This window comes from Ohtaekwangia sp., from assembly GCF_036786105.1.
Lineage (GTDB): Bacteria > Bacteroidota > Bacteroidia > Cytophagales > Cyclobacteriaceae > Ohtaekwangia.
In genome coordinates this window covers 109,749-131,449 of sequence record NZ_DAIQRQ010000005.1, presented here as the reverse complement: position 1 = coordinate 131,449, position 21,701 = coordinate 109,749, and the positions used below count along the sequence as shown (strand labels likewise).

Annotated in this window: 14 protein-coding genes; 4 read left to right on the top strand and 10 right to left on the bottom strand. The window is 44.0% G+C overall.

From position 1 onward, the window contains the following. Window positions 1-5 precede the first annotated feature (5 nt). The 3 genes from V7Q33_RS04400 to V7Q33_RS04390 form a co-directional block, all read right to left on the bottom strand. Window positions 6-1,598, bottom strand: coding sequence for a PepSY domain-containing protein (locus tag V7Q33_RS04400; protein WP_333819009.1), 1,593 nt, complete (start codon window positions 1,596-1,598; stop codon window positions 6-8). Window positions 1,599-1,610: 12 nt separating this feature from the next. Continuing rightward, on the bottom strand, window positions 1,611-3,992 hold the full coding sequence (locus V7Q33_RS04395; RefSeq protein WP_333819008.1) for a TonB-dependent receptor: 2,382 nt from the start codon (window positions 3,990-3,992) through the stop codon (window positions 1,611-1,613). 164 nt (window positions 3,993-4,156) lie between these two features. Beyond that, entirely contained in the window at window positions 4,157-4,531 is a 375-nt protein-coding gene (locus V7Q33_RS04390) for a hypothetical protein (RefSeq protein ID WP_333819007.1), read from the bottom strand. A 179-nt stretch (window positions 4,532-4,710) separates the two neighbouring features. Between V7Q33_RS04390 and V7Q33_RS04385 the strand changes: the two genes are divergently transcribed. Beyond that, window positions 4,711-5,754 (top strand): NAD(P)-dependent alcohol dehydrogenase, encoded by a 1,044-nt coding sequence (locus tag V7Q33_RS04385; protein ID WP_333819006.1) that lies wholly within the window; start codon window positions 4,711-4,713, stop codon window positions 5,752-5,754. A 111-nt stretch (window positions 5,755-5,865) separates the two neighbouring features. On the opposite strand, the gene V7Q33_RS04380 is transcribed toward V7Q33_RS04385, so the two are convergent. After that, window positions 5,866-6,330 carry a VOC family protein gene (locus V7Q33_RS04380; RefSeq protein WP_331976184.1) on the bottom strand — a complete coding sequence of 155 codons (465 nt, stop codon included), beginning with the start codon at window positions 6,328-6,330 and terminating at the stop codon, window positions 5,866-5,868. A 242-nt stretch (window positions 6,331-6,572) separates the two neighbouring features. Between V7Q33_RS04380 and V7Q33_RS04375 the strand changes: the two genes are divergently transcribed. Both V7Q33_RS04375 and V7Q33_RS04370 read left to right on the top strand, forming a co-directional pair. After that, complete coding sequence (locus V7Q33_RS04375; RefSeq protein ID WP_333819005.1) at window positions 6,573-7,220, top strand: ankyrin repeat domain-containing protein; 648 nt, start codon at window positions 6,573-6,575, stop codon at window positions 7,218-7,220. 132 nt (window positions 7,221-7,352) lie between these two features. Further along, window positions 7,353-8,012, top strand: a complete 660-nt coding sequence (locus V7Q33_RS04370) for an NAD-dependent epimerase/dehydratase family protein (protein WP_442945896.1) — start codon at window positions 7,353-7,355, stop codon at window positions 8,010-8,012. A gap of 62 nt (window positions 8,013-8,074) precedes the next feature. Here the strand turns inward: V7Q33_RS04370 and V7Q33_RS04365 are convergent, their stop codons facing one another. From V7Q33_RS04365 to V7Q33_RS04350, 4 genes are all read right to left on the bottom strand, one after another. Then, window positions 8,075-9,586 (bottom strand): RNA-binding domain-containing protein, encoded by a 1,512-nt coding sequence (locus V7Q33_RS04365; RefSeq protein WP_333819004.1) that lies wholly within the window; start codon window positions 9,584-9,586, stop codon window positions 8,075-8,077. Between the two features lie 174 nt (window positions 9,587-9,760). Beyond that, window positions 9,761-10,369 carry a DUF305 domain-containing protein gene (locus V7Q33_RS04360; protein ID WP_333819003.1) on the bottom strand — a complete coding sequence of 203 codons (609 nt, stop codon included), beginning with the start codon at window positions 10,367-10,369 and terminating at the stop codon, window positions 9,761-9,763. Between the two features lie 202 nt (window positions 10,370-10,571). Next, window positions 10,572-11,978: an alpha-L-fucosidase gene (locus V7Q33_RS04355; RefSeq protein WP_333819002.1), complete on the bottom strand. Its 1,407-nt coding sequence runs from the start codon at window positions 11,976-11,978 to the stop codon at window positions 10,572-10,574. Window positions 11,979-12,164: 186 nt separating this feature from the next. Further along, the gene (locus V7Q33_RS04350) at window positions 12,165-14,612 is read right to left on the bottom strand and encodes a bifunctional aminotransferase class I/II-fold pyridoxal phosphate-dependent enzyme/GNAT family N-acetyltransferase (protein ID WP_333819001.1); all 2,448 of its coding nucleotides are present in this window, start codon (window positions 14,610-14,612) and stop codon (window positions 12,165-12,167) included. A gap of 185 nt (window positions 14,613-14,797) precedes the next feature. Here V7Q33_RS04350 and V7Q33_RS04345 point away from each other — a divergent pair, with 185 nt between their 5' ends. After that, window positions 14,798-15,178 carry a DUF7793 family protein gene (locus V7Q33_RS04345; RefSeq protein WP_333819000.1) on the top strand — a complete coding sequence of 127 codons (381 nt, stop codon included), beginning with the start codon at window positions 14,798-14,800 and terminating at the stop codon, window positions 15,176-15,178. A gap of 6 nt (window positions 15,179-15,184) precedes the next feature. Here V7Q33_RS04345 and V7Q33_RS04340 read toward each other — a convergent pair whose 3' ends face one another. After that, window positions 15,185-17,059 carry a PAS domain S-box protein gene (locus V7Q33_RS04340; RefSeq protein ID WP_331976198.1) on the bottom strand — a complete coding sequence of 625 codons (1,875 nt, stop codon included), beginning with the start codon at window positions 17,057-17,059 and terminating at the stop codon, window positions 15,185-15,187. A gap of 43 nt (window positions 17,060-17,102) precedes the next feature. Continuing rightward, window positions 17,103-21,119, bottom strand: a complete 4,017-nt coding sequence (locus V7Q33_RS04335; RefSeq protein ID WP_333818999.1) for a response regulator — start codon at window positions 21,117-21,119, stop codon at window positions 17,103-17,105. Window positions 21,120-21,701: the final 582 nt, after the last annotated feature.

The following is a 21,701-nucleotide window of genomic DNA, read 5'->3' as shown; positions in this document are numbered from 1 at the left end:
AATAGCTATCGTCTCCTCAAAAAGAGAATTAACCCAAGCACCGAGGCAGTAAGCACTCCGAGAGCAGAAATCAGCATAACACCATCGCGAATGTTTTTACCTGCCCAATCCATGAACAAGTATTTATGGAACACTGCAAATGTATAGCCTTCATTGCGGTCAGCATCTTCCATGCGTGCAGCCAGTCGCCCCGTTGCAGGCTCAATATAGTAGGTTAAATGTTGGGGTGTGTTATAGGCTAGCTTAACAACGGGCAGGCGCTTGTTCACAAATCCATATTCACGATCGAACGCTGTTTGAAAAGTAGCCTGCTGAAACGCAGGCATAGGAGGTGCCGTGATTTCCTGGTAACTCTCCATCGCTTCGCAACATGCCGGAGGGTTGCGCGTAAGCGATGCCAGGAAGAACCTCTTCGCTAATTGCTTTGTATATACTATATTTCCGTCCGCCAGCAGTTCGCCGGTTGCAGTGCTGGCATATACAATCTCACTGGGCGTTTCTTCCGTGTGGGTATAAAATACCTGGTAAAAAATATCCTTCCCTATCTTTACCAAAGACATATTGGCCACCCGATCCCATGCCAGTGGCAATGCCAGGTTAGAAAGAGTAACATTCCGCGATAGTAGCACCGGTTGGTGAACGTATTCCTGTCGGTCATCAGGGCTATATTTCATCGAAACGTGGTAGGCACCACTCACAGCAAACGTAAGAGTAACCAGCGACACAGCGATCCCTATTTTACGGTGATTTCTGCGAATATAGCCAGTGCTATCATTGGGAGTAGCTGATTTAAAGCGTTTCCAGAAAAATCCGTAAATCAAAATACCACTTAATGCAGATGCGATGATTACGGTGAGAAGCATGATCATGATCGTAATACGCAGCCATTCATTCGAAATATAGCCAAGCCACTCCCAGTTGTGAAAAGTACCGAAAATCCACAGAAAGGCTTTCCGCTGATTATTATTGAATGTACCGAGCCGTGTTTGCTCGGTATCAATGTATACATCCATGTTATCAGAGCGATTGAAGCTCACTTTCCACACCGGCAACAAGCGATTAACGTAGCGATACTCAGATGTAAACTCTGTGATCTTTTCGATCGAAGCTACCGATGATATACTGTCTTCCAGGAAATAGCGTGCCAACCGTTCTGCATAATGCGCATCCCCGTCTGCAAGCCGGTTACCGTCTACAGCGGAATAATATTCCATGTCGTATAGTTCGTTCTTTATCTGATAGTACGGCACATCGCCAATCATGACGATCCGAAAATTCCGGAATGAACGAATTCCATGCTTCGTTAACACATCCTGAAGTGACAGCGTGATTTTTTCCTTAGTCAGTGGCGTTGGTACAACAAACTCATGCGGTATAGCTGGTTTGAACCAATGGGCCATAAAAGGGTGCATACAACCACTCACCGTCCAGCATATAACGGGTATAATGGTAATGATACCGATGATGCGATGCCAGCGGTATATATTTTGCTTTAACGATCGGCTGATACCGGATACAGTTCCTTCCGCTATGGGCTGATTTTGTTCCTCCGTGGCAGTCTGCTGAAACGATACCGGATTGGATGATGCTGGTTTCATTTTTTCTGACAATTACTTTTTACCCGAAAAATTATATTGTATACCCATCACAAATGTGCGCGGTGCAGCTGGTGTATAGGTAGTGCGGTCCGTAGCGCTATTGCCTCGCGTTGCTGACGTTGCATACAACTCATTTGTCAGATTGAGTACGTTTACATATACTTCTATACTTTTCCAGGTATAGCCCGTTCGTGCATTCAGATAGCTTACTCCCTTCATGCCCATAAATCCACGATCATCATACTTCACCTTGCTGACCTGATCCTGATACCATGAGCTGATGCGCTGCCATTCCAAGGCCACGCGCAATCCCTTAACGTATCGCGGTTTATAAGTTACTTCGCTGTTGGCGATCCAGTGTGGTGCCTGCGGCATATCATTGCCGTTCACATTCTTTACCGGGTCGGTGCTGCGTGTGCTCAATGCAAAATCTTCAAACCTGTGAGTAGCATTGGTTCCACCAAAACGTATAAACCACTGGTCATCCGGTTTATACGTAATGCTATATTCCACGCCGCGGTGCAACGTTTTGCCAGCACTCTGATAATCGTATGAATTGTCCGGCTGGCGGATGCTGAGTAATTCCTTGTGACCAGTCATCTGGTATAAAGCCGCATCGATATATACTTTATGATCAAATAACGAAGCCCAGCCCCCGATTTCTACATTATCAAACCGGGCAGGTTCGAGGTTGTAGTAAAATTCAGCTGGCGCATTGGCATCAGTCGTGGGCTTTTTGCGGAATACCGCCGTAAGACTTGGGGGCGAAAATCCCTGGCTATAGTTTGCGTACAATCCTTTACCACCGCCCAAATCGTAGGTAGCGCCTATCTTCGGTGTTACACGTTCATAGGCTTTACTTCCGGTTGATCCATCCAGGTAATTTTCATAGTCGAATGACATCCGGTCGTAGCGGGCACCCAGCGTAACTTTCAATCGCTCTACCGGATTTACCTCTAACTGGCTGTAGATAGCAGTGTTTGCAAGGTTAGCTTTGTACTTCGACAGAAATATATTCGGGTCTTCTTTTAACAAAGTATATTTCTCTACAGATTTCCCGTCAGGCCGTAATTGTGCTCCGAGATCAACCTGATATGACCAGTAGTTAGTAGGTGAATAGTCGATGCTGCCGCCTGCCAATATGCGCGATTGAAGGAAAGGAAGTCGGATGCTATGTTGCAGGATGGCGCCTTTACTATAAAAACTGTTACGATTCACTTCGCCTGTAGCAGAGGTACTGCCGCTCGTCCAGCGAATGGAGTAATTTGGATTCTGCTCAATATAATTATCGCGATAAAACAGCGTGAACATTGTTTCCTGGTGCTGGTTCCACTGGTGCGTGGCCGTAAACCGGGTACGCTGCGAATGTACTTTGCGATAGGTAAAATCAGTAGAGCTGGTATATTGTCGGCTATAGAATGCCGTGCTGTCCACACTTCCCGACATATCGGAATTATATTCGTTACCGGAAAAAGCCAATGTAAAATTTGTTTTGGCAGAAAGCGCATAATCGAGCCGTGCGTTGATCGATGACTTATCATAATCAGAATACGTCTGCCACGAATTGCGTTGCTTCGCTTCAAAGCCTCCTATATATATACCGAGCTTTTTGGCAATCATACCTCCTGCACCATATTGAATGCGCTTGTATCCCCATTGGTCTACCTGAATACCAACGCCTGCCGTAGGCAATGCTGTAGGTCTTCGCGTAATGAAATTGATGGCGCCTCCGACTGCCTCGGGTCCATATAGCGATGATGCAGGTCCTTTCACAACTTCAACGTTAGAGATCGCCATCACATTCATTTCAATCAACGCATTGTGATTAAAGACGCCCATCGGACGGATGGGCACGCCATCTTCCATATATAAAAAGTATGCTGATGTACCGATTGGCTGCCGGATAGCCATAGCATGCTGCTCGTTATTGTAGTTTGCCATTACTACGCCCGGCACTTTGTTAATTAACTCGGTAAGCAAGGTTGGCTTGGCATCATTGATCATCACCGATGAAAGTTTACTGATTGCTACGGGCGCATCCGTACGAAGTGCGGCTTCACGGTTGGCGGTAATCACCACCTGCTGCAGGTTGTTTACCGAAGGCTGCAGTGAAACGATCACAGCTTCGTTTACTGAAGATGTTATAGTCTGTTGATCGTACCCGATATAAGATACTGCGAGTTGTACATTTGATTCCGTCACAGCAAGCTGAAAAGTACCATGAACATCGGTTACTGTACCCGCACGGGTGCCCGGCACAGACACCGTAGCGCCAATCAGTGGTTCTTTGGTTTGGTTATCGAGTATTTTTCCATGTACTGTATACTGGGCATACACAGGATGCGCCCACATATATATAGCCACTACGGCCAATATAACATATATCTTTTTCATAATCGCAAATTAGAGTGTGCTCAGGCCGTGCCATCATGCGTGGAAAATATGTAGCTACACACATGTTGAATACACGTAACACGTTGATTACAACCGGAAGCTTTGCTTCTCAGCAGGGAGTAAATAAATGAGTAAGAAAGATTTTCCCTTACGGGGTAAAGCGATTATGAAAGAGCGGGCGGGTGGAATATAGCCGCTGTAAAATCAGTTGGTATTGTATCGCAGTATTCTGTACATGACTCTGAAAGATGAGCACCTGCCGGGGTAAGCGTATAGCTTATTTGCGACAACATGAACACAGGAATCTCAAGCTTGTGTTTACCGGTAGGAACTTCCTGTTTCTCAGTTTCTGTTACCAGTTTCATGTTCCTGTCCAGAAAACATTTACCATAACACATGGTTATCGGATTATCTTTGTTCACGCACAACTCCGTTGCGATGTATGAACGGTTCAACTGAAAATACGTTACCAAGCCCAGCTTATACATGCTTTGGGCCGACATCAGGAAGATCAATGCTATGGCAACAAATCTTTTCACGTTGCGCAAAGGTAATCGAAACCGGGTTTTGTCAAATGAACCCGTTATAATTTATTAATTTAGTCAGCTGTGATACATGCATTGTTTGATTTTTACACTTTTCTGTTTGAATGTTGCTATTGATTCTTTGCCAATAAAACGGAGATTCGCATTCCCAAAAACTCAAATTAACCAGAACGATGATACAAGCAAAAGGATATGCCGCGCAAAGCGCAACCAGCGACCTGGCCCCGTGGAACTTTCAAAGACGTGAAGTGGGCCCTCACGATGTTCAGTTTGATATTCAATACTGCGGTATCTGTCACTCCGACTTGCACCAGATTCGCGATGAATGGGGCGGTTCTATTTTCCCGATGGTACCGGGCCACGAAATTGTGGGCAAAGTTGTGAAAGTAGGTGCACAGGTAAAGAAATTCAAAGCAGGCGACCTGGCCGGTGTGGGATGTCTCGTAGACTCATGCCGCACTTGCGAAAATTGCAAAGATGGTCTTGAGCAGTATTGCACCAACCATGTGTCGTTTACCTATAACGGTTACGAGCAGGACAAAAAGACACCAACGTACGGTGGCTATTCGAATACCATTGTTGTGCATGAGGATTTTGTATTGCGTGTACCCGCTAACTTATCATTACCTGGAGTAGCACCTTTACTGTGCGCTGGTATAACAACGTATTCACCGCTGCGCCACTGGAAAGTAGGCAAAGGTCATAAGCTCGCTGTACTGGGTCTTGGCGGGTTAGGACACATGGGTGTAAAATTCGGTGTCGCTTTCGGTGCTGAAGTAACCGTACTCAGCTCATCGCCTTCAAAAGAAGCTGCTGCCAAACAATTAGGAGCACATAAATTTGTTGTTACTTCTGATCAGGAACAATTGAATAGCGTGCGGGGTACATTTGATTTTATACTCGACACCGTTTCTGCAGAACATGACCTTAATCTATACCTTTCATTGCTCAAGACCAACGGAACACACATTTGTGTAGGTGTGCCTTCCAAGCCTGCCGATGTTTCTGCGTTCAGTATCATCGTTGGAAGAAAAAGCCTGGCCGGTTCTATGATCGGTGGTCTGCCCGAAACACAAGAGATGCTCGACTTCTGCGCACAACATAACATTGTATCTGACATTGAGCTCATTAAAATACAGGATATTCAAAAGGCATTCGACCGAATGATTAAAGGTGATGTGCGTTATCGCTTTGTGATCGATATGGCATCGCTGTAAAATATACTTTATATTAAAATGAAAGCATTACAGGTATATACCTGTGATGCTTTTTTATTCCCGTCTACACAAACGCCTTGTAATAGATACGAACCATACATTTGGTTAAACTTACTCTTTGGCATCATTGATCTCGATCCAATATCCATCCGGATCCTGTAACCATATTTGTTTTACGCCATCTACGCGCATCGTAGTCGCCATCTTTGAACCATCGCGATCTTCCCACGGTATGTGGTTTTTCTTTAGCAATGCCGTAAAAGCATCTACCGATGCCACGCTGAAGCAGGTGTGTTGATTCTTGTAATACTCTTTACGTTGATCAGCACCCTGAATAACATGCATCGCTACGCCCGGAGCAATACTGAACCAGGCATGCTTGCCATCGTGGAATGGCTCGGGTATAGTATCCAAACCGATAATAGAATGATAGAACGCTGCTGTTGCCTTCACGTCTTTTACATAAATAGCCGTATGATTCAGAACGGCGTTGCGACCCGCAGTTGATTGTGCAAATGCATCGCTGGTATATAGGGTGAGTACTACTACAAGTAAGATGAATAGAGAATGCTTCATGATTATACAAGGATGCTGCAGGACAGCAGTTAAATTCAGATCAAAGTATTGATTTAGCCTCTGTTGTCAAAATCACTTTTGATAAGTGGCAGACTTTTTTACAACTGTGCACACCGAGTCAATTTCAATATTCGACCATAGCGTGGATAATTCCATGTTGATCTGGCAATATTCTCTTTGTAACTTTAATCTGTAATTTCATAACGCATTACGCCTCTTCAACTCAAATGCTGTGATACACTATGAACCTGCTACAACTTATTCAACACGTTGATTATACCGGAATACAAAAGACGCTAGCACAAAATCCTGCATTGGCGAACGAAGCGATCGCGCTGGATGAACGTGATACAGTGAAGGCGCATCCACTACATCGCCTCTGCGATGGCGTGTTTCACAGAATGTATACGGATGAGCAAGCTGTGGAAATGGCCAAAATATTCCTGGCTTATGGTGCCTCTGTAGATGGTTATGAACGTGTAGAAAACCGCGATACGCCTCTGGTAGCTGCAGCAAGTCTCCATGCCGATGCAGTGGCACAATTGTATCTAGAACACGGAGCCGATATACACCACGGTGGCTGTCATGGAGGTACTGCATTACATTGGGCCGCCTGGTGCGGCCGTGATAAACTCGTTGAGCGTTTGTTACAGGAACCTGTGGAGATCAACCGCCGGTGTGTGGATTTTCATAGCACTCCCTTGCTATGGGCCGTACATGGCTATAAATTTGGTGAAGGTAGTAATCGCCACCACCAGGTGGCATGTGTAAAATTACTGCTTCAGGCAGGCGCTGATGCTACCATACCAAACAAAGACGGGCATTCTCCGTACAATTTTTTGCAACCGGAAGATCATGAACTCAGAATGCTGCTTGCCAGCATCAACTAATCGTAACAAACTATAGTTATAGCAGTCGCTATACCATTAATTTATTGTGTTCTTCAGCACTTTAAAAAATCAAATCTTCGGCAATTATTGCTGATTCTTTACTTTTACCTATAACCACTTAGAAATATAACAATGCGCGTAATAGTAACAGGTGCTACCGGCATGGTAGGCGAAGGTGTTGTACACGAATGTTTGCAACACCCGGATATAGAACAGGTGCTGGTGATAAATCGTAAGCCTTCAGATATATCGCACCCCAACTTGAAAGAAATTATCCATGCAGATTTCTATAATTTGTCAGCTATACAAAATCATCTCTCCGGATATGACGCCTGTTTCTTTTGTCTGGGAGTTTCTTCGGTGGGAATGAAAGAGACCGATTATTTCCGGGTTACCCATACACTAACACTGCATGTAGCTACTACATTAAGCAGGCTCAATCCCAACATGGTATTCTGCTATATTTCAGGAGCCGGAACCGACAGCAGCGAAAAAGGCAGAAGTATGTGGGCCCGTGTAAAGGGAAAAACAGAGAATGATCTGATGAAACTCCCCTTCCGGCAAGTATATGCATTACGTCCGGGATTTATCAAACCTATAAAAGGGCTCAATCGCGTACACAGCTTTTACAAATATATACTTTGGATGTTTCCGATCGGCCGTGCACTGTATCCTTCCGGATTCTGTACACTGCAGGAATTATCACAGGCATTGATAAACTGCGCCAGGATCGGCTATAACAAGCAAGTACTGGAGGGAAATGATATTATTGAACTGGCAAAGTACAAGTGATGGTGTAAAACTAAAATGCAGATCGTTATTCAATCCACGTACGATTAAATGCCTGAGTGAATTTACTTCAATGATCGTCTTTTCAATTTTCTGTTGATCTTCATCGTAACAAAATATCCACCTGTTTTAGGCGCACCTTTAAACTCAATTACGTGGGCATCCCGTAGTCTTTTAATATACCTTTCTGCGGTTGGCTTTGCTTTCTTTATAGCTTTGGCAATTTCATCAGCTCTTATGCCTGGTCTTTTCACGATGGCCTCGACTACAGCTATCAGTTGTTTTTTTACACCATCATTTACACCATCATTTACACCATCATTTACACCATCATTACCATCACTTAAAGCTCGCTTTACCACCTCGTGTATATCTTCTTCCGAGAGCGTATTGGCATCCGCTAAAGTATCATCCAGTGGAAGAACTGTTTTAAAAGTCGTTCCCTCTACAAACTGCGGCTTCTTTCCGGGAGCATATTGCTCCAAAAAACGGTTCACGTTTAACACACCTGATCCCAACTCTTCTACACGACCCAACTGAATAAAGAACTTAGCAATGGAAGGATTCTTTGGAAACGGTGTGAAGTTGTCAGAGTCAATAGGCCCTTCACCATGCGGATTGTTAGCATTCTCCGTTTCTACGCGATCACTATAAATGATAAATGTTGCAGGGTAGCCGTTAGTATATTCTCTATGAACAATGAGATTGGCTATAACTTCCCTAAATATTTTAGTGCGCAAGCTAATGCGCTGGTCGCCCTCCATGTAGAATTTATCAGGAAGATGTTTGTTCACAAAAGCCATCAATTGATCGTAGGCATCTATAAGATTAGTCTGAATATATTCCCGATCATCATATCGCAACAAGTCAACCCTGCGAACCAATACATCGACCTTATAGTGTGGCAAAATACTTTGTATAACTTCGTCTTTCCCCAGCAAAAGCGCAGCCGCCAGTGTATAGCCTTCTTTGTTTGAATGATGATCGCGTTTCCACAAGCCAGCCATCCGCAGCATGGTATCATCATCAACGGCCAGCCACGGATGCGATGGATTATGGCTGGAAATAAGATTTCGAATCTTCAGGAATAACTCTGGCTTGAAATCACTAAATCCAAGACCAGGGTATACGATTCCTTCCGTATAGTGCATTCGCTTCCGGTTATATATTTCAGCAATCTGTTGGGGTCGTGTTACCTTAAAATCACCATCATTGCTACGATCGTAAACCAGAGACGCTGTTCTATGCACTTGTGAACTTTCAGGAACCTGTACATGAATAACTGGCTTACCTTTCAATGTATATATTTTTGGAAACAAGATAAAGGGTGGATCCAGCTTGTTTGGATTATTGGAAAGCGCTACCAGACTTGCCGTAATATTTTCCAGAAAATCACTTTCGATCCCCTTAACAGTACGGTTATCCGAAACACCTAAAAGTATATCGCCACCTTCGCGGTTCAGCATTGAACAAATTGTTTCAAAAAGATTTGCAGGCAAATCACTTTTTGACTCCTTAAATTCAAGACGAATACTTTCCTTCTGTCTAAGTAACTTCTTTACTCTCTCTAAACTCATATAGCCTAACGTAACATGATCAATAAACACATGAATTAAAGCGTTTATGATGTGTTTAGCAAAATGCTATATATCAGGCTATATTTATCGGCTTAACCTAACGTCTTATTGGTGATTTTCTGTGAAGTATACCTCTATTGAAGGTTACGCGCATACTGTACCAAACCGATTATCTCAGAATTGCCGATTGTTGACAAGCCAGTTTCGCAGCGCATCTATTTCCTCACTTTGATCTACAATCATAACAGAGGCCATTTCTCTTAGCCCGGGTTGATCGCTATATTTCAAAAAGGCGTTGGCCATTTCCAAAGCACTTGCATGATGCATGATCATCAACGTTGCAAAATCGCTATCAATATTTCCTTTAAGGGATTGCGATTCGGCATTTCTATCCATTCGGTCGAGCGCTTCCTTCATATCGGCATCAAGTGCAGCACCTTTATCCGAAATCCTGACGTTGTTGTTTAAGAGGAAAGTATCCAGGCGGGCAATCTCTGCCGTTTGCTTGTCGATCATCTGCCGCGCCATTTTCTTCAACTCTGCTGAGCTGCCCTTTTCCAGTAGCTTGTTGGCCATGGTTATAGCGCCCTGGTGATGCAACTTCATCATACTGGCAAAGTCACGGTCTACATCACCTGTCATGGTCATAGCATTCATTTCATTTGACATGCCTTGCATGATCGTTTTCATTTCGCTGTTTGTAGTCGTATCCGGGTCACCGTGGCAACCATGGAGCATGACTATGACAACCGTAAGGAGCAATAGCAATAGTCGGGTACCCATACGCAGAAATTTTGATGTTGATATATAATTGGAAAGGCATCAAGCTTAATATTTATGCCTGCGCCTATAAAGGGATGCTGTCTCTTAATTTATAAAAAATTACCAGTACCTCATACCCTTTTTACATCTGCATAGAGCGGCTTGTAGACCGCTATCCTCAACACCATCTGGCACACTGCTGCGCCAGGGAAGCTCTTATCAACTACCGCTTCTCATTATACACGCCGATTTCAGCAATAAAAGGTGGCTCACTAAACTCATCAAATGTTATCCGAATCCGATCGGCCCAGATGCGATCGAAACGATGCAGGTTGAATTTGCCCTTGCTATCGCTGCTTAACAATGGCTTCCAGTTGCCGTTGCTGAAATACTGGATGTGATACTTTTTGACCCGGGGTGCCGATTCCATGATGCTGACGGCATTGAAAGGTTTCTCACGGTCAAGCACAATTTCCAGCCAGGGTTGTTTCACCGTGGGGTTAGATAACCAGGCAGTAGAAAAATCGTCATCGTTGGCAAAATCCATAATCCACATATCATCGCTCCAACTGCTAAACGTTGGTTGATGCTTCGCGACATTGGAAGAAATGATGGGCGCTTCTCCAACAGGTAGTTTGCCCACTGCTCCCTGCGGTTTCCATAACTTGCCAATTTCCTTCAAAGCAATCAGCGCATTGTCATCGATAAGCCCGTCACGGTTAGGTGCTACATTGAGAATAAAATTACAATAGGCATTGTTGAACGGTACAATATTTTCATTCACCATTTTTACCGGATCTTTTACAGGTTCTTTTGGAAATCGGGGTTTCCAAAACCAGTTCTGGTTGATAGGCAAACATGACAATGCCGGCAGGCGATTAGACTCCTTTGAAATATGCTGCCCTGCACCTTGCTCATACGATTTTATGTCGGTATAATACAATGCTTCCGCAGGATACTTGGCAGCATTGAGGTCCATTACCAGGCAATTCGGTTGAATGGATTTAATGAGGGAGTATATTTCCTCAAACGGTACGTCATCGTAGGAGATGCGCGACCAGGGAGCATCCCAACCATCAATGATGAGTGCTGTGATCTCTCCGTAGTTCGTTAACAATTCAGTAAGCTGCTTCTTTACAAGATCAATATGATTGTGTGTTATCTGATGCGGACGCAATTTATGATGCGTATCGAGAATCGAGAAATACAACATTACCTTGAGTCCATTGGCACGAAAGGCGTTAACATACTCGCGCACGACATCTTTCTTCAACGGACTGTTCATTACATTATAGTCTGTTGTTTTGGTATCCCAGATACAAAACCCGCTGTGGTGCTTGGTAGTAAGGCAACCGTATTGCATGTTGGCAGCCTTGGCAGCCTTTGCCCATTGATCACAATTCAACTTGGTTGGATTAAATATAGCAGGAGATGCATCCGGATCAGCCCAGTCGTAATCCATGAATGTAGGAATGTTGAAATGAATGAACATACCAAAGCGAAGGTCAACAAAGTCCTGTTGCAATTGCGCCAGGGGCTTTGCATCCTGCTTCTGTGCACATGTAAGTATACCTGATGTAAGACAAAATATTATGGCGAGGCTATATCTCACCCATTGCTGCAGGTTCATAGAATGGAATTGGGTTAAATAGTATGTTACAACTACAAATTACAAACATTCTATTAAAGACCATGAAAATATTTTGAGTTATGGCTGGCAATGTATACCAGCCATAATCCATCCAGGTTTACTTCACTTACATTTATATTGATGCTCGTGTACCGTGCGTTTTACCCAATTACAATGTATTATATCCTATTTTGGAGTTACTTGCCCAATCAGTTGGTTCTGCATGCCGCTGATCAGTTCGAATGAGAAATTATCCTTAGGCTGCACATAGGCTACTTTGGGTATTATTGTAGCGCCTACTTTTTTCTTTTCGAACGCCGCTGTCATACCAAAATCTACTTTATGAAAATTCAGCGCATGGGCGCGAACAATAGTCTGATACAGTAACTGACGATATATCTGGTATTGCTGAATGTACTCATAGTCCATGCCAATGAAAGACGGCACATACGTATACTCCAGATTCTTATAGCAGAACATAACACCAACCGCTTTGCGTTCGGGACGCGGGTCATATTCCTCTTTCAAATACAATGCTATAAATTCCCATTGCGGGTTTTGCGCCATACTTATAAAAAGCTTCTCGGGAAAAGTAAAAGTGTTCAAATCAAAGTTTCGCGTGCGCACATTCTCGTACAACGCATAAAAGTGTCTAAGCTCCTCCATATCAGCGGTCTGTTTGCATACTACTTCAAAATATTGTTCGTAAGGCTTTATATCGTTTTTAAAATGCTTACGTGAGCGTGCAGAGAGCGTACTCAGGTATTCATCGTGGGTTTTCCATTCCATATTTTCCAGGATACAGGATTCGGGCATATCTACTTTAATAAATCCCTGGTTGTGAAAGAACTCATTGAGCACTTCATCCGGCTTGAAATCGCGGAGCACAATCATAGAGGTTTGCAATGTATCATCCAGTGTTTCCACAGAATCCAGCAGCACACGCAAAGCATCGTTCCAGGCAGGAAAGTCGCGATTGATATAGCAATGATCACCTTCTGTAAAGAGTGATCCCATACCAAGCACTGACGATGTTAAATAGTATGGCTCCTGCAAGCGCTTCTCTTCAAGTTGCCGCGATACACTGGCGGGTGCCAGCATATCATCCTTCCAGCGTGCCTGGCAAAAGAATGTCACGATCAATGTATTGGCTTGTTTATCGCGTACTATAAAATAATGGAAGGACCAGTTATGCTCAGGCTTCTCATTATTTTGAAAAACCTGTTCCAGAAAATTAAGGCCATCCCAATCGAATACACTCTTCTTTCCCATCCACTGGTTCCAATACGCTTTATCAATGGCACTAATGGATGTTTCATATTGCACTATCATATCTTTACGCACTACAGCCATGTCTTTCGATTTCTCAGCAACAGGCATGTGGAATGCCCTTCTTACTTTGTTCAAAGTGGTTTCTGTTTCGGCAAGTGCCTTAGGGTAATGATATACCATGGCTTCTACCAGCGCCTTCATCTCTTCGCGCTGGTTGTGCCGCGAAATGGTAAGGCGCACGCCTGTATTTTTTACAGGCACTCCGGGATATATACCCAGATTCACAAAAAAGCCTTCGTTCATAAGCCGGTTTACAAAATTATAACCGGTAACAGGCATGCCTGTTCCAATGTAAAACACCGGGCAATTGTTTCGTTCCAGCAATGGCAGGTCGGTGCGGCTGAGCATTGTATTAAAATATAGTATATTGTCCAGCAACTCCTGCTGCATGCGATATATCTCATCGGATAAATGTATATCGGCCGATGCACACGCTGCAGCAACAGAAGCCGGTTCCAGTTGCGCAGAGAATGTAAGCGGGCCTCCAAACGTTTTTATCCGGCGATGCATTTCAGCATTGGAGGTAACCAGCACAGCACCGCTGGCTCCGAAAGATTTACTTAATGTTCCAAACAGCAATACCCGTTCAGGCAGTGTTTTCAATTGATCCATTACATACCCAGTGCCATTCTTTCCCACCCAGCTCATACCGTGCACGTCATCAAAGTAGAGATGCAGTTGTGGATACTTTTTGTAAAGCTCCATAAGCTCCGGTATAGGTGCACAATCGCCATACATAGAATATATACCATCGGCCATATACCATATCTTATCGCATTTGCGCCTGAGTTCTTTGATCTTCTCTTCCAGCATATCAAGGTTATTGTGTCGTATCAGTTCCACCGGTATACCGCGGGGCTTCAACAACTGGCAGGCATTGTGCATGCTCCAGTGTGCCTGGTGATCGATGATTACCGCATCTTCATCACGCACTGCACAAGGTATAACACCGATGTGACCGAGTGTACTATTCTTGGTTACAACGATCGGGTTGTTGTACATTTCGAAAAGCCTTTCTTCCAGGGCACGGTATAATACAAACGACACGTACGATTTGGAAAGGGGAAATTGTGTTCCATACTTCTGTATTGCGTCAATAGCCGCTCGTTTTAATCGAGGGTCCTGCTCAAGACCCAGATAGCCCGTTGTTCCAAAATGAAAAAGATCACGATTACCGATGCGAATACGTCTGCCGGTAAACTGATCATCTTCAGCATACAAGTGGAGCACACCACTTTTTATAGCGTCTGTAAATACTTCATCAACGGTATCCAGAAAACTGTTGTGTTTAAATTTAGCCATAGTGGATTTTTTTTATAGTGAATATGTTGTAGCAAGAATATATGATATATAAGTGTACCCGGCCTATAGTAACTTCCGTATCAATTATATCGAACGGTTTATGGTGAATGTGGTAATTTTTCAACAAGACTTGGTTTTATAGTATAAATCGGTCAAATCGCTTATATTAGAAGTATTAAAATATTATGGAGAAAAAAGAATTTGAAAATGAATACGCCAGATTCTGGATTGAAAATGGCATTGTGTTCTTTGTTTACAAACCCAACACGGTGATTGATCACGAAGCGGCCAAAAAAATTGTAGCTGACCGGATTCAGTTTCAGAATAAAGCAGATTTCCCGGTATATTGCGATATACGTGGCCTGAAAAGCGCTGATAAAGCAGCCCGCGATTATTTAGCAAAAGAAGGGTCATCGTTTACCAAAGGAGTTGCCGTACTTGTGGACAGCCCTATGTCTAAGATTATTGGCAATTTTTATATGGGATTGAACCGCCCTACAACGCCAACACGTCTGTTTACGAATGGCGATGAAGCGCTCAAATATCTCCAGCAATTTGCTTCATGAGCAGATCTACCAGTTTTTGGCGGCCGGCACCTTATTGGGCAAAGAGAAGTAGAATGTAGCACCCTTGTTTACTTCTGCTTCTGCCCATACACGGCCTCCATGTTTGGATATAATTCGTTTTACAATAGCCAGTCCGATGCCCGTGCCTTCAAACTCGCGAATGCCATGCAGCCTTTGGAATACGCCAAACAATTTATCAGCATAGCGCATGTCAAAGCCCACACCGTTATCCTTCACATAAAATATAGTTTCGTCTTCTTCCTGTATAGACCCTATTTCAATCCACGGTTCATTTGATTTAGAAGAATACTTGATTGCATTTGATATGAGGTTTATCCACACTTGCCGCAGCAAGGCCTGGTCGCCGTGAGCAGGAAATAGCGTATGTATATTTACGGTGGCTTTGTAGCTTGTGCTTTGATTAATCTCGGTAATTATCTTTTCCACGAGCTGCATCATATTTACCGGCAGCTTCGGCACTTCATTACGGCCAAGCCTGGAGAAATCGAGAAGATCGTCTATGAGCTGCCCCATACGCTTTACATTTCGCTGAATCGTACCGAACACGGTTCGCGCTTCCTCATCCAGGTTTTTGGCGTAGCTTTCTTCAAGTATATTGGCATAGCCACTCACAGCCCGCAACGGAGCACGCAGATCGTGCGACACGGAATAGGAAAACGATTCAAGCTCCTGGTTCGCTGCTTCCAGCTGAATAATGTTATTCTGCAGTCGTATGGTTAGCTGTCGTATCTGCTCACCTGCCTGCTTCTCCTTTGTAACATCGCGCTCTGTAACGGCCACCGACTGCTCTCCATTACTGTCATTGATCAGTGCTGACGACACCAGTACATCGAGTATATTTCTATGCTTGGTGATGCGTTTTGTTTCGTGCGATTCCAGGCGCTCGCCTTCCAGTACATATTGCGTAAGCTTCTGTGCTTCCTGCTGCAGGTCGTGCGGAATCAGGTGCCATATTTTCATAGTGAGTGCCTCTGTCTCCGTATAACCGTACATTTGCTGGGCACCTTCATTCCAGGAGAGTATATCACCGTGACGATTATGTATATAGGTAGCATCGCGCGACTGCTTCACAATAATCGCGAGCAGGTTGCGTATGCGTTCGGCTTCTTTCACCGTTGTAATGTCGCGCGCGTTGAAGAACCATTTATCACCCTTGTTCACGATATTCCATTGCAGCCACAGTTGGTTATTACTCTTTGTATACGAGCGTGTTTCGAATGAAAGACGATCATCATAACGCTGCCGCTGTTGTTCTACAAATTTCAAATCCTCAGGATGTATAATTTTGGCAAGCGAAGTGCCATAGACTTCCTCGGGCTCATATCCCAATATCTTGGTAAAGGCACGGTTTACTTCTTCAAAGCCCAATTTTTCGGTATCGATGATACCGATAATATCGGCCGAGTTGTTAATCAGTAAATCCGACTTCTCAAGCCTGGCGTTCTTTTCGATCAACTCTTTCTTCTGCAGATGAAGTGTGAGAAGTATATCTACTTTTGCCCGCGTAATGGCCGGGTCCAGGGGCTTGTATAAATAATCAATCGCTCCTTCTTCCAGTCCCTTTATAACAAACTCACTATCCTTCTTAACAGCCGAGGCAAAAATGATCGGTATATCTTTCGTTTGTCTTCTAGACTTTAATACACCCGCCACTTCGAAGCCATCCATGCCTGGCATCTGCACATCGAGAATGATCAGATCAATCTCATTGCGTAGTGCGAGCCGGAGTGCCTCATCACCGTCATTGGCTTTTAAAAACTTTCGCCCTTCCTTGGCCAGCAGTTCTTCCATCACCAGAATGTTTTCAGAACGATCGTCTACCAGCAAGATCGTAGCATTGTTAATCGTACGTGAGTCCATAAGTGCCACAGTTTATATAGATACTCTTTACGGATTACCGTGTTTATTTATAAAGCCACACCCGCATCAGCGAAAGAAGCTGTCGTGTATTCACCGGTTTGGTTACATAGTCAGACATACCGGATGCCAGGCATTTTTCGCGGTCGCCACGCATAGCTTTTGCAGTAAGCGCTATAATTGGCAGCTTTGCAAATCGCTCTGACTTTCTGATCTCCTGCGTGGCTTCATAACCGTTCATATCTGGCATCATTACATCCATCAGTATAATATCAATCGATGGGTTGCTATTCAGCACGGCTATAGCTTCTCTCCCATTTTCAGCCGTCTGGCAAACCAGTCCCTCATCTTCCAGTACATTCGTAAGTGAGTATATATTCCGAATGTCGTCATCCACAATCAATACAGTTTTACCTTTCAATACAGCATCACTGCGGTGCAGCTTTCGAATGATGTTTTGTTTCTCCGGTGGCATGCGCGATTCAATGCGATGCAGAAACAATGTTGTTTCGTCCAGCAACCGTTCATGCGAATAGGCTGTTCGCAGCACTACCGTATTTGCCAGGCGTGCAAGACGTTTGTTCTCTTCGGCGGTCAATTCCTGTGCTGCATACACAATAACCGGTATTGAGTTCATGTGATCGTTAGACCGGATCTTTTCAAGGAAATTAAAGCACGTAGCGTCACCTATTCCCAGGTCTACAATCATGCAATCAAACGAACTTTCTTCCAGCAATTCGTAAGCGCGATCACAGCTATAGGCTGGCACGCACTCTACATCGCCATTGCCGATCATAGCCTGTATAGCTTTGTTCTCTTCTTCGTTATCTTCCACTATCAGCAATCTTTTATATTTCTGGCTGGCAAAGTGCTCGAGCTTGTCGAATATATTTTGAAGATCTTCCTTCCTTACGGGCTTTTTGATAAAATCAAATGCACCGAGCTTCATAGCTTCACGCTTCAGGCTATAGCCGGAAATAATCTGCACGGGTATATGCCGGAGGTCTGCATCGTTCTTAAGCTGACGAATCACTTCAGTTCCGTCAATATCCGGTAGCTTCATATCGAGCAGAATGGCATCAGGTTTATATTGCTGTGCCAGTTGCAAACCCGCTATACCCTGATGCGACACAATACCTTTATAAGAACGCTCTCTCACAAACGAAAGCAAGACATCTGCAAATTCAAAATCGTCTTCCATGATCAATATCTTACGACTGTTCTCTTCAAGCACAGCACGATCATCGTTCACAATGCTCTCAGGCACATTAACAACTTCAGCAGGTCGCACTATACGAGAAACATGCTCCGGTATATTTCCATTTAACTCAACTTCGGCTACGCCATTTTCCTTCTCTGCACCGGTATACCGCAACGGGAGATACAGGCGGAACGTGCTGCCTTTACCTTCTTCACTTTCCAGGTGGATCTCTCCTCCCAACAAGTTCGAGAGCTCGCGACAGATGGAAAGGCCGAGACCGGTTCCTCCGTACTTGCGTTTATCCGTGCTGTCTACCTGCCGAAATGCTTCAAAGATCATCTCCTGTTTATCGGCCGGTATACCGATGCCGGTATCTTTTACTTCGAAACAGATTACATCGTGTGAATGTTTTAACCGCTGCGATCGCAAGGATACATTTCCATTACATCGGTTTATTTTCAATGCCACCGTGCCACCTGCCGGTGTAAATTTGAATGCGTTCGACAGAAGGTTTCGAAGTATTTGCACAAGGCGTTGCCTGTCTGATTCAATAACCTTATCTGCATCTGCAACAACGTCCATTTGGAAGTTGATAGATTTATTGCGTGCCAGTTGCGAGAACATAATATTGATGTCGCTGGTAACTTCATCAAATGAAAACGGATGTATCTCCAGATCCATTTTACCGGCTTCTACTTTTGAAAGATCAAGTATATCGTTGATCAGGATCAGCAGTTCGTTGCCGGAAGTATGAATTACGTTGGCATACTTCACTTCTTTTTCGCCCAGCGTTCCATTCTTGTTTTCCATCAACAGTTGCGTAAGGATCAATATGCTGTTGAGTGGCGTGCGCAGTTCGTGCGACATGTTGGCCAGGAAATCAGACTTATAGCGGCTCACCGATTCGTACTCGCGCGCCTGTTCTTCTACATGCGCTTTGGCGGCTTCCAGTTGCTGCTTTTCATATTCAAGTGAGTTGGCTTTTTCTTCCAGCAATGCATTGGACTCCTGCAATTCTTCCTGCTGCACCTTTAGTTCAGCTTCCGATTGCGCAATGGATTCAAGCTTCTCCAGCAATTCGTCATTGAACTGACGTAACTCTTCCTGCTGCGATTCAAGTTCCTCTGCCTGATGCTGAGTTTCTTCCAACAGTTCTTCCAGCCGTTTGCGCGATTGCGATGAGTTGAAGGCTATCGCTATATTGTTGCTGATCATCTGCAGATACTCGAGCTCCAGCCGGGTAAATATATGAGTAGCTCCCAGTTCAAGAACGCCTTTTACTTTGCCCATGTAGAAGAATGGATATACCAGTATGCAAATTGGCACTACCTGACCAAGCGAAGAGCGAATAGAAATATAGTCCTGTGGTATATCTTCAAATAAAATATACCTTTCACTTTGGGCAGCCTGCCCTATCAGCGATTCGCCTATGGCAAAAGACTCAGGCAGTGAATCCGGGTCTATGGCATAGGTTGCGGTGCGGTGAAGTCGTTCATTTTCCAGTAAATATATAGATCCCACTTGCGCCTTCAGGTAAGATGCTACCTGTGCTGTAATCTCGCGCGCAAGGTTGCGCACATTTTTCTCTTCACGCAACAGGTTGTTGAGTTCACGGTGACCCGACAACAACCATGTACGTGTTTCTTTTTCACGCGAAAGCATTTCGAGGTTTAGCTTCATATTGTGAAGTGCCTTCCCAAGTATATCCAGGTCGCTGCGTATCGTTATCTCAGTATCGTAATTCCCCTTGCCAATCGAATCTGCCAACTGAACATAGGTCTTTAGCACCTTGATCATTTCATTAAATGAATGCGCCAACCGTCCCATCTCGTCTTTCGAACTGTCGTCAAGCAAGAAGTTGATATCACCATTCATAATTCTCACGGTAGCATCTCTCATCCTGTTCATCGATCTGACTACCTCGCGTATAGTAAACATAGACACTACTACAATAACAACGACAACTACTGCTGCCAAAACTATATTCCGGATTAATGCAGCCGTAATGATCTCAGATTGTTCGTGTAAGTCTTTACGGACGTTGGCGAGCATTCGTCCCTGCACAACTTGCAATGTATTGATGGAAATTGTTACCTGTTGCTGCCAGGCATCGGCCTTTAGCGTAACCGGGTTCCTGGCACCATGCACAAATGCAGAGTCAAGCATAGCCTGTGTACTGGCAACGGCCTGATTGTTTTTATAGATATGAGCAAAGTATGTATTCAGTTCCGGCGAAGCAGAACGCTGAAATTTATAGAGGTTGATCTCATGCTTGCCTTTTAGGGCTGCAAAGTTACCATATTCAATTCCCCGGAACCCCTGATGAAAGGATGCAATCAGAACACGATCACGCAACTGTGCCATAAATTCTTTTGCATACAGGAGAAACAGCAGGCATTCTAACTTATCATTGATCGCTATATGGGGAGAATCCTGTAATGTATTGCCAATACTGGCCAGTAGCCCTAACGCGATATAGTCATTCTGTGACGGGCTTCGCTGGCGCACAACATTGATCAGCGAATCGATGTATACTTCGTTAAGTGTAGATTCTCCGATGGTTCCCTGAAATGTAGCCAGTATTTTATCAGTTTCCTGCTGCTGCCGATGAAACTCTTTCTTATCCTGTGGCGTGTTAAGGGAAGTATAAATGACAGACGCAGTCCGTTCATTTTCCAATTGGTGTAGTAGCGCCGTAATGTGCTCGATCGCTTCCACGTTATGTTCTGCCTGTTCATTCCAACGCTGGTCCTGCAGGCGCAGCGTTATTGTTTTGAACAAGAAGAATAATACCACAGAAAATGGAAAGATAACAAGTAGTATAAGTTTGCTTCGAATGGAAAGATCTTTGAAAAACTTCATCGAAAATTTATTTGTCTCCAAGTGCTATTACACATGGCTTTTGTAACCGCTAATACGATACCGTTAACCTAATCTAGCAATCTGCAATCGATTTTGAAATGCCTGTTTAGGAAGAAAGTTGAAGAATGTAACCATTCCAAATAACAATCTGATAAAAGTTTAAACATTTATGATAGTTGCGGTGCGCAACGTTGAGGCTAGCGTGCGTTGACGTTAATCGTTACACTTTTATCTGTTACACGTTAATCGTTATCAGGAACAGTCTATTAACGGTTAACCTGTAAACGGTCTGTAATTTCTATCACGCTGTAGGAAACTGGATTTGAACATCAAGGGGAACGATAACTATAATCGTAACGTGTACCGGCCAAAACACCTTTCATCAATAACAGACTCCCGTTGATCATTACTTAGCCACGGGTGGTAGACCGTGAAAAGCCTGTCTGCCGGAATTTACCAACTTTAGTAATTCCGCAACATTCTTGTGAATAGAAGTCCATCAAATACAACTGGTTTTTCTCCTATAAGCTTTTTACATATTGCATCATAGCTTCTTATTTTGAATGCGATGGCGAGGTCTTG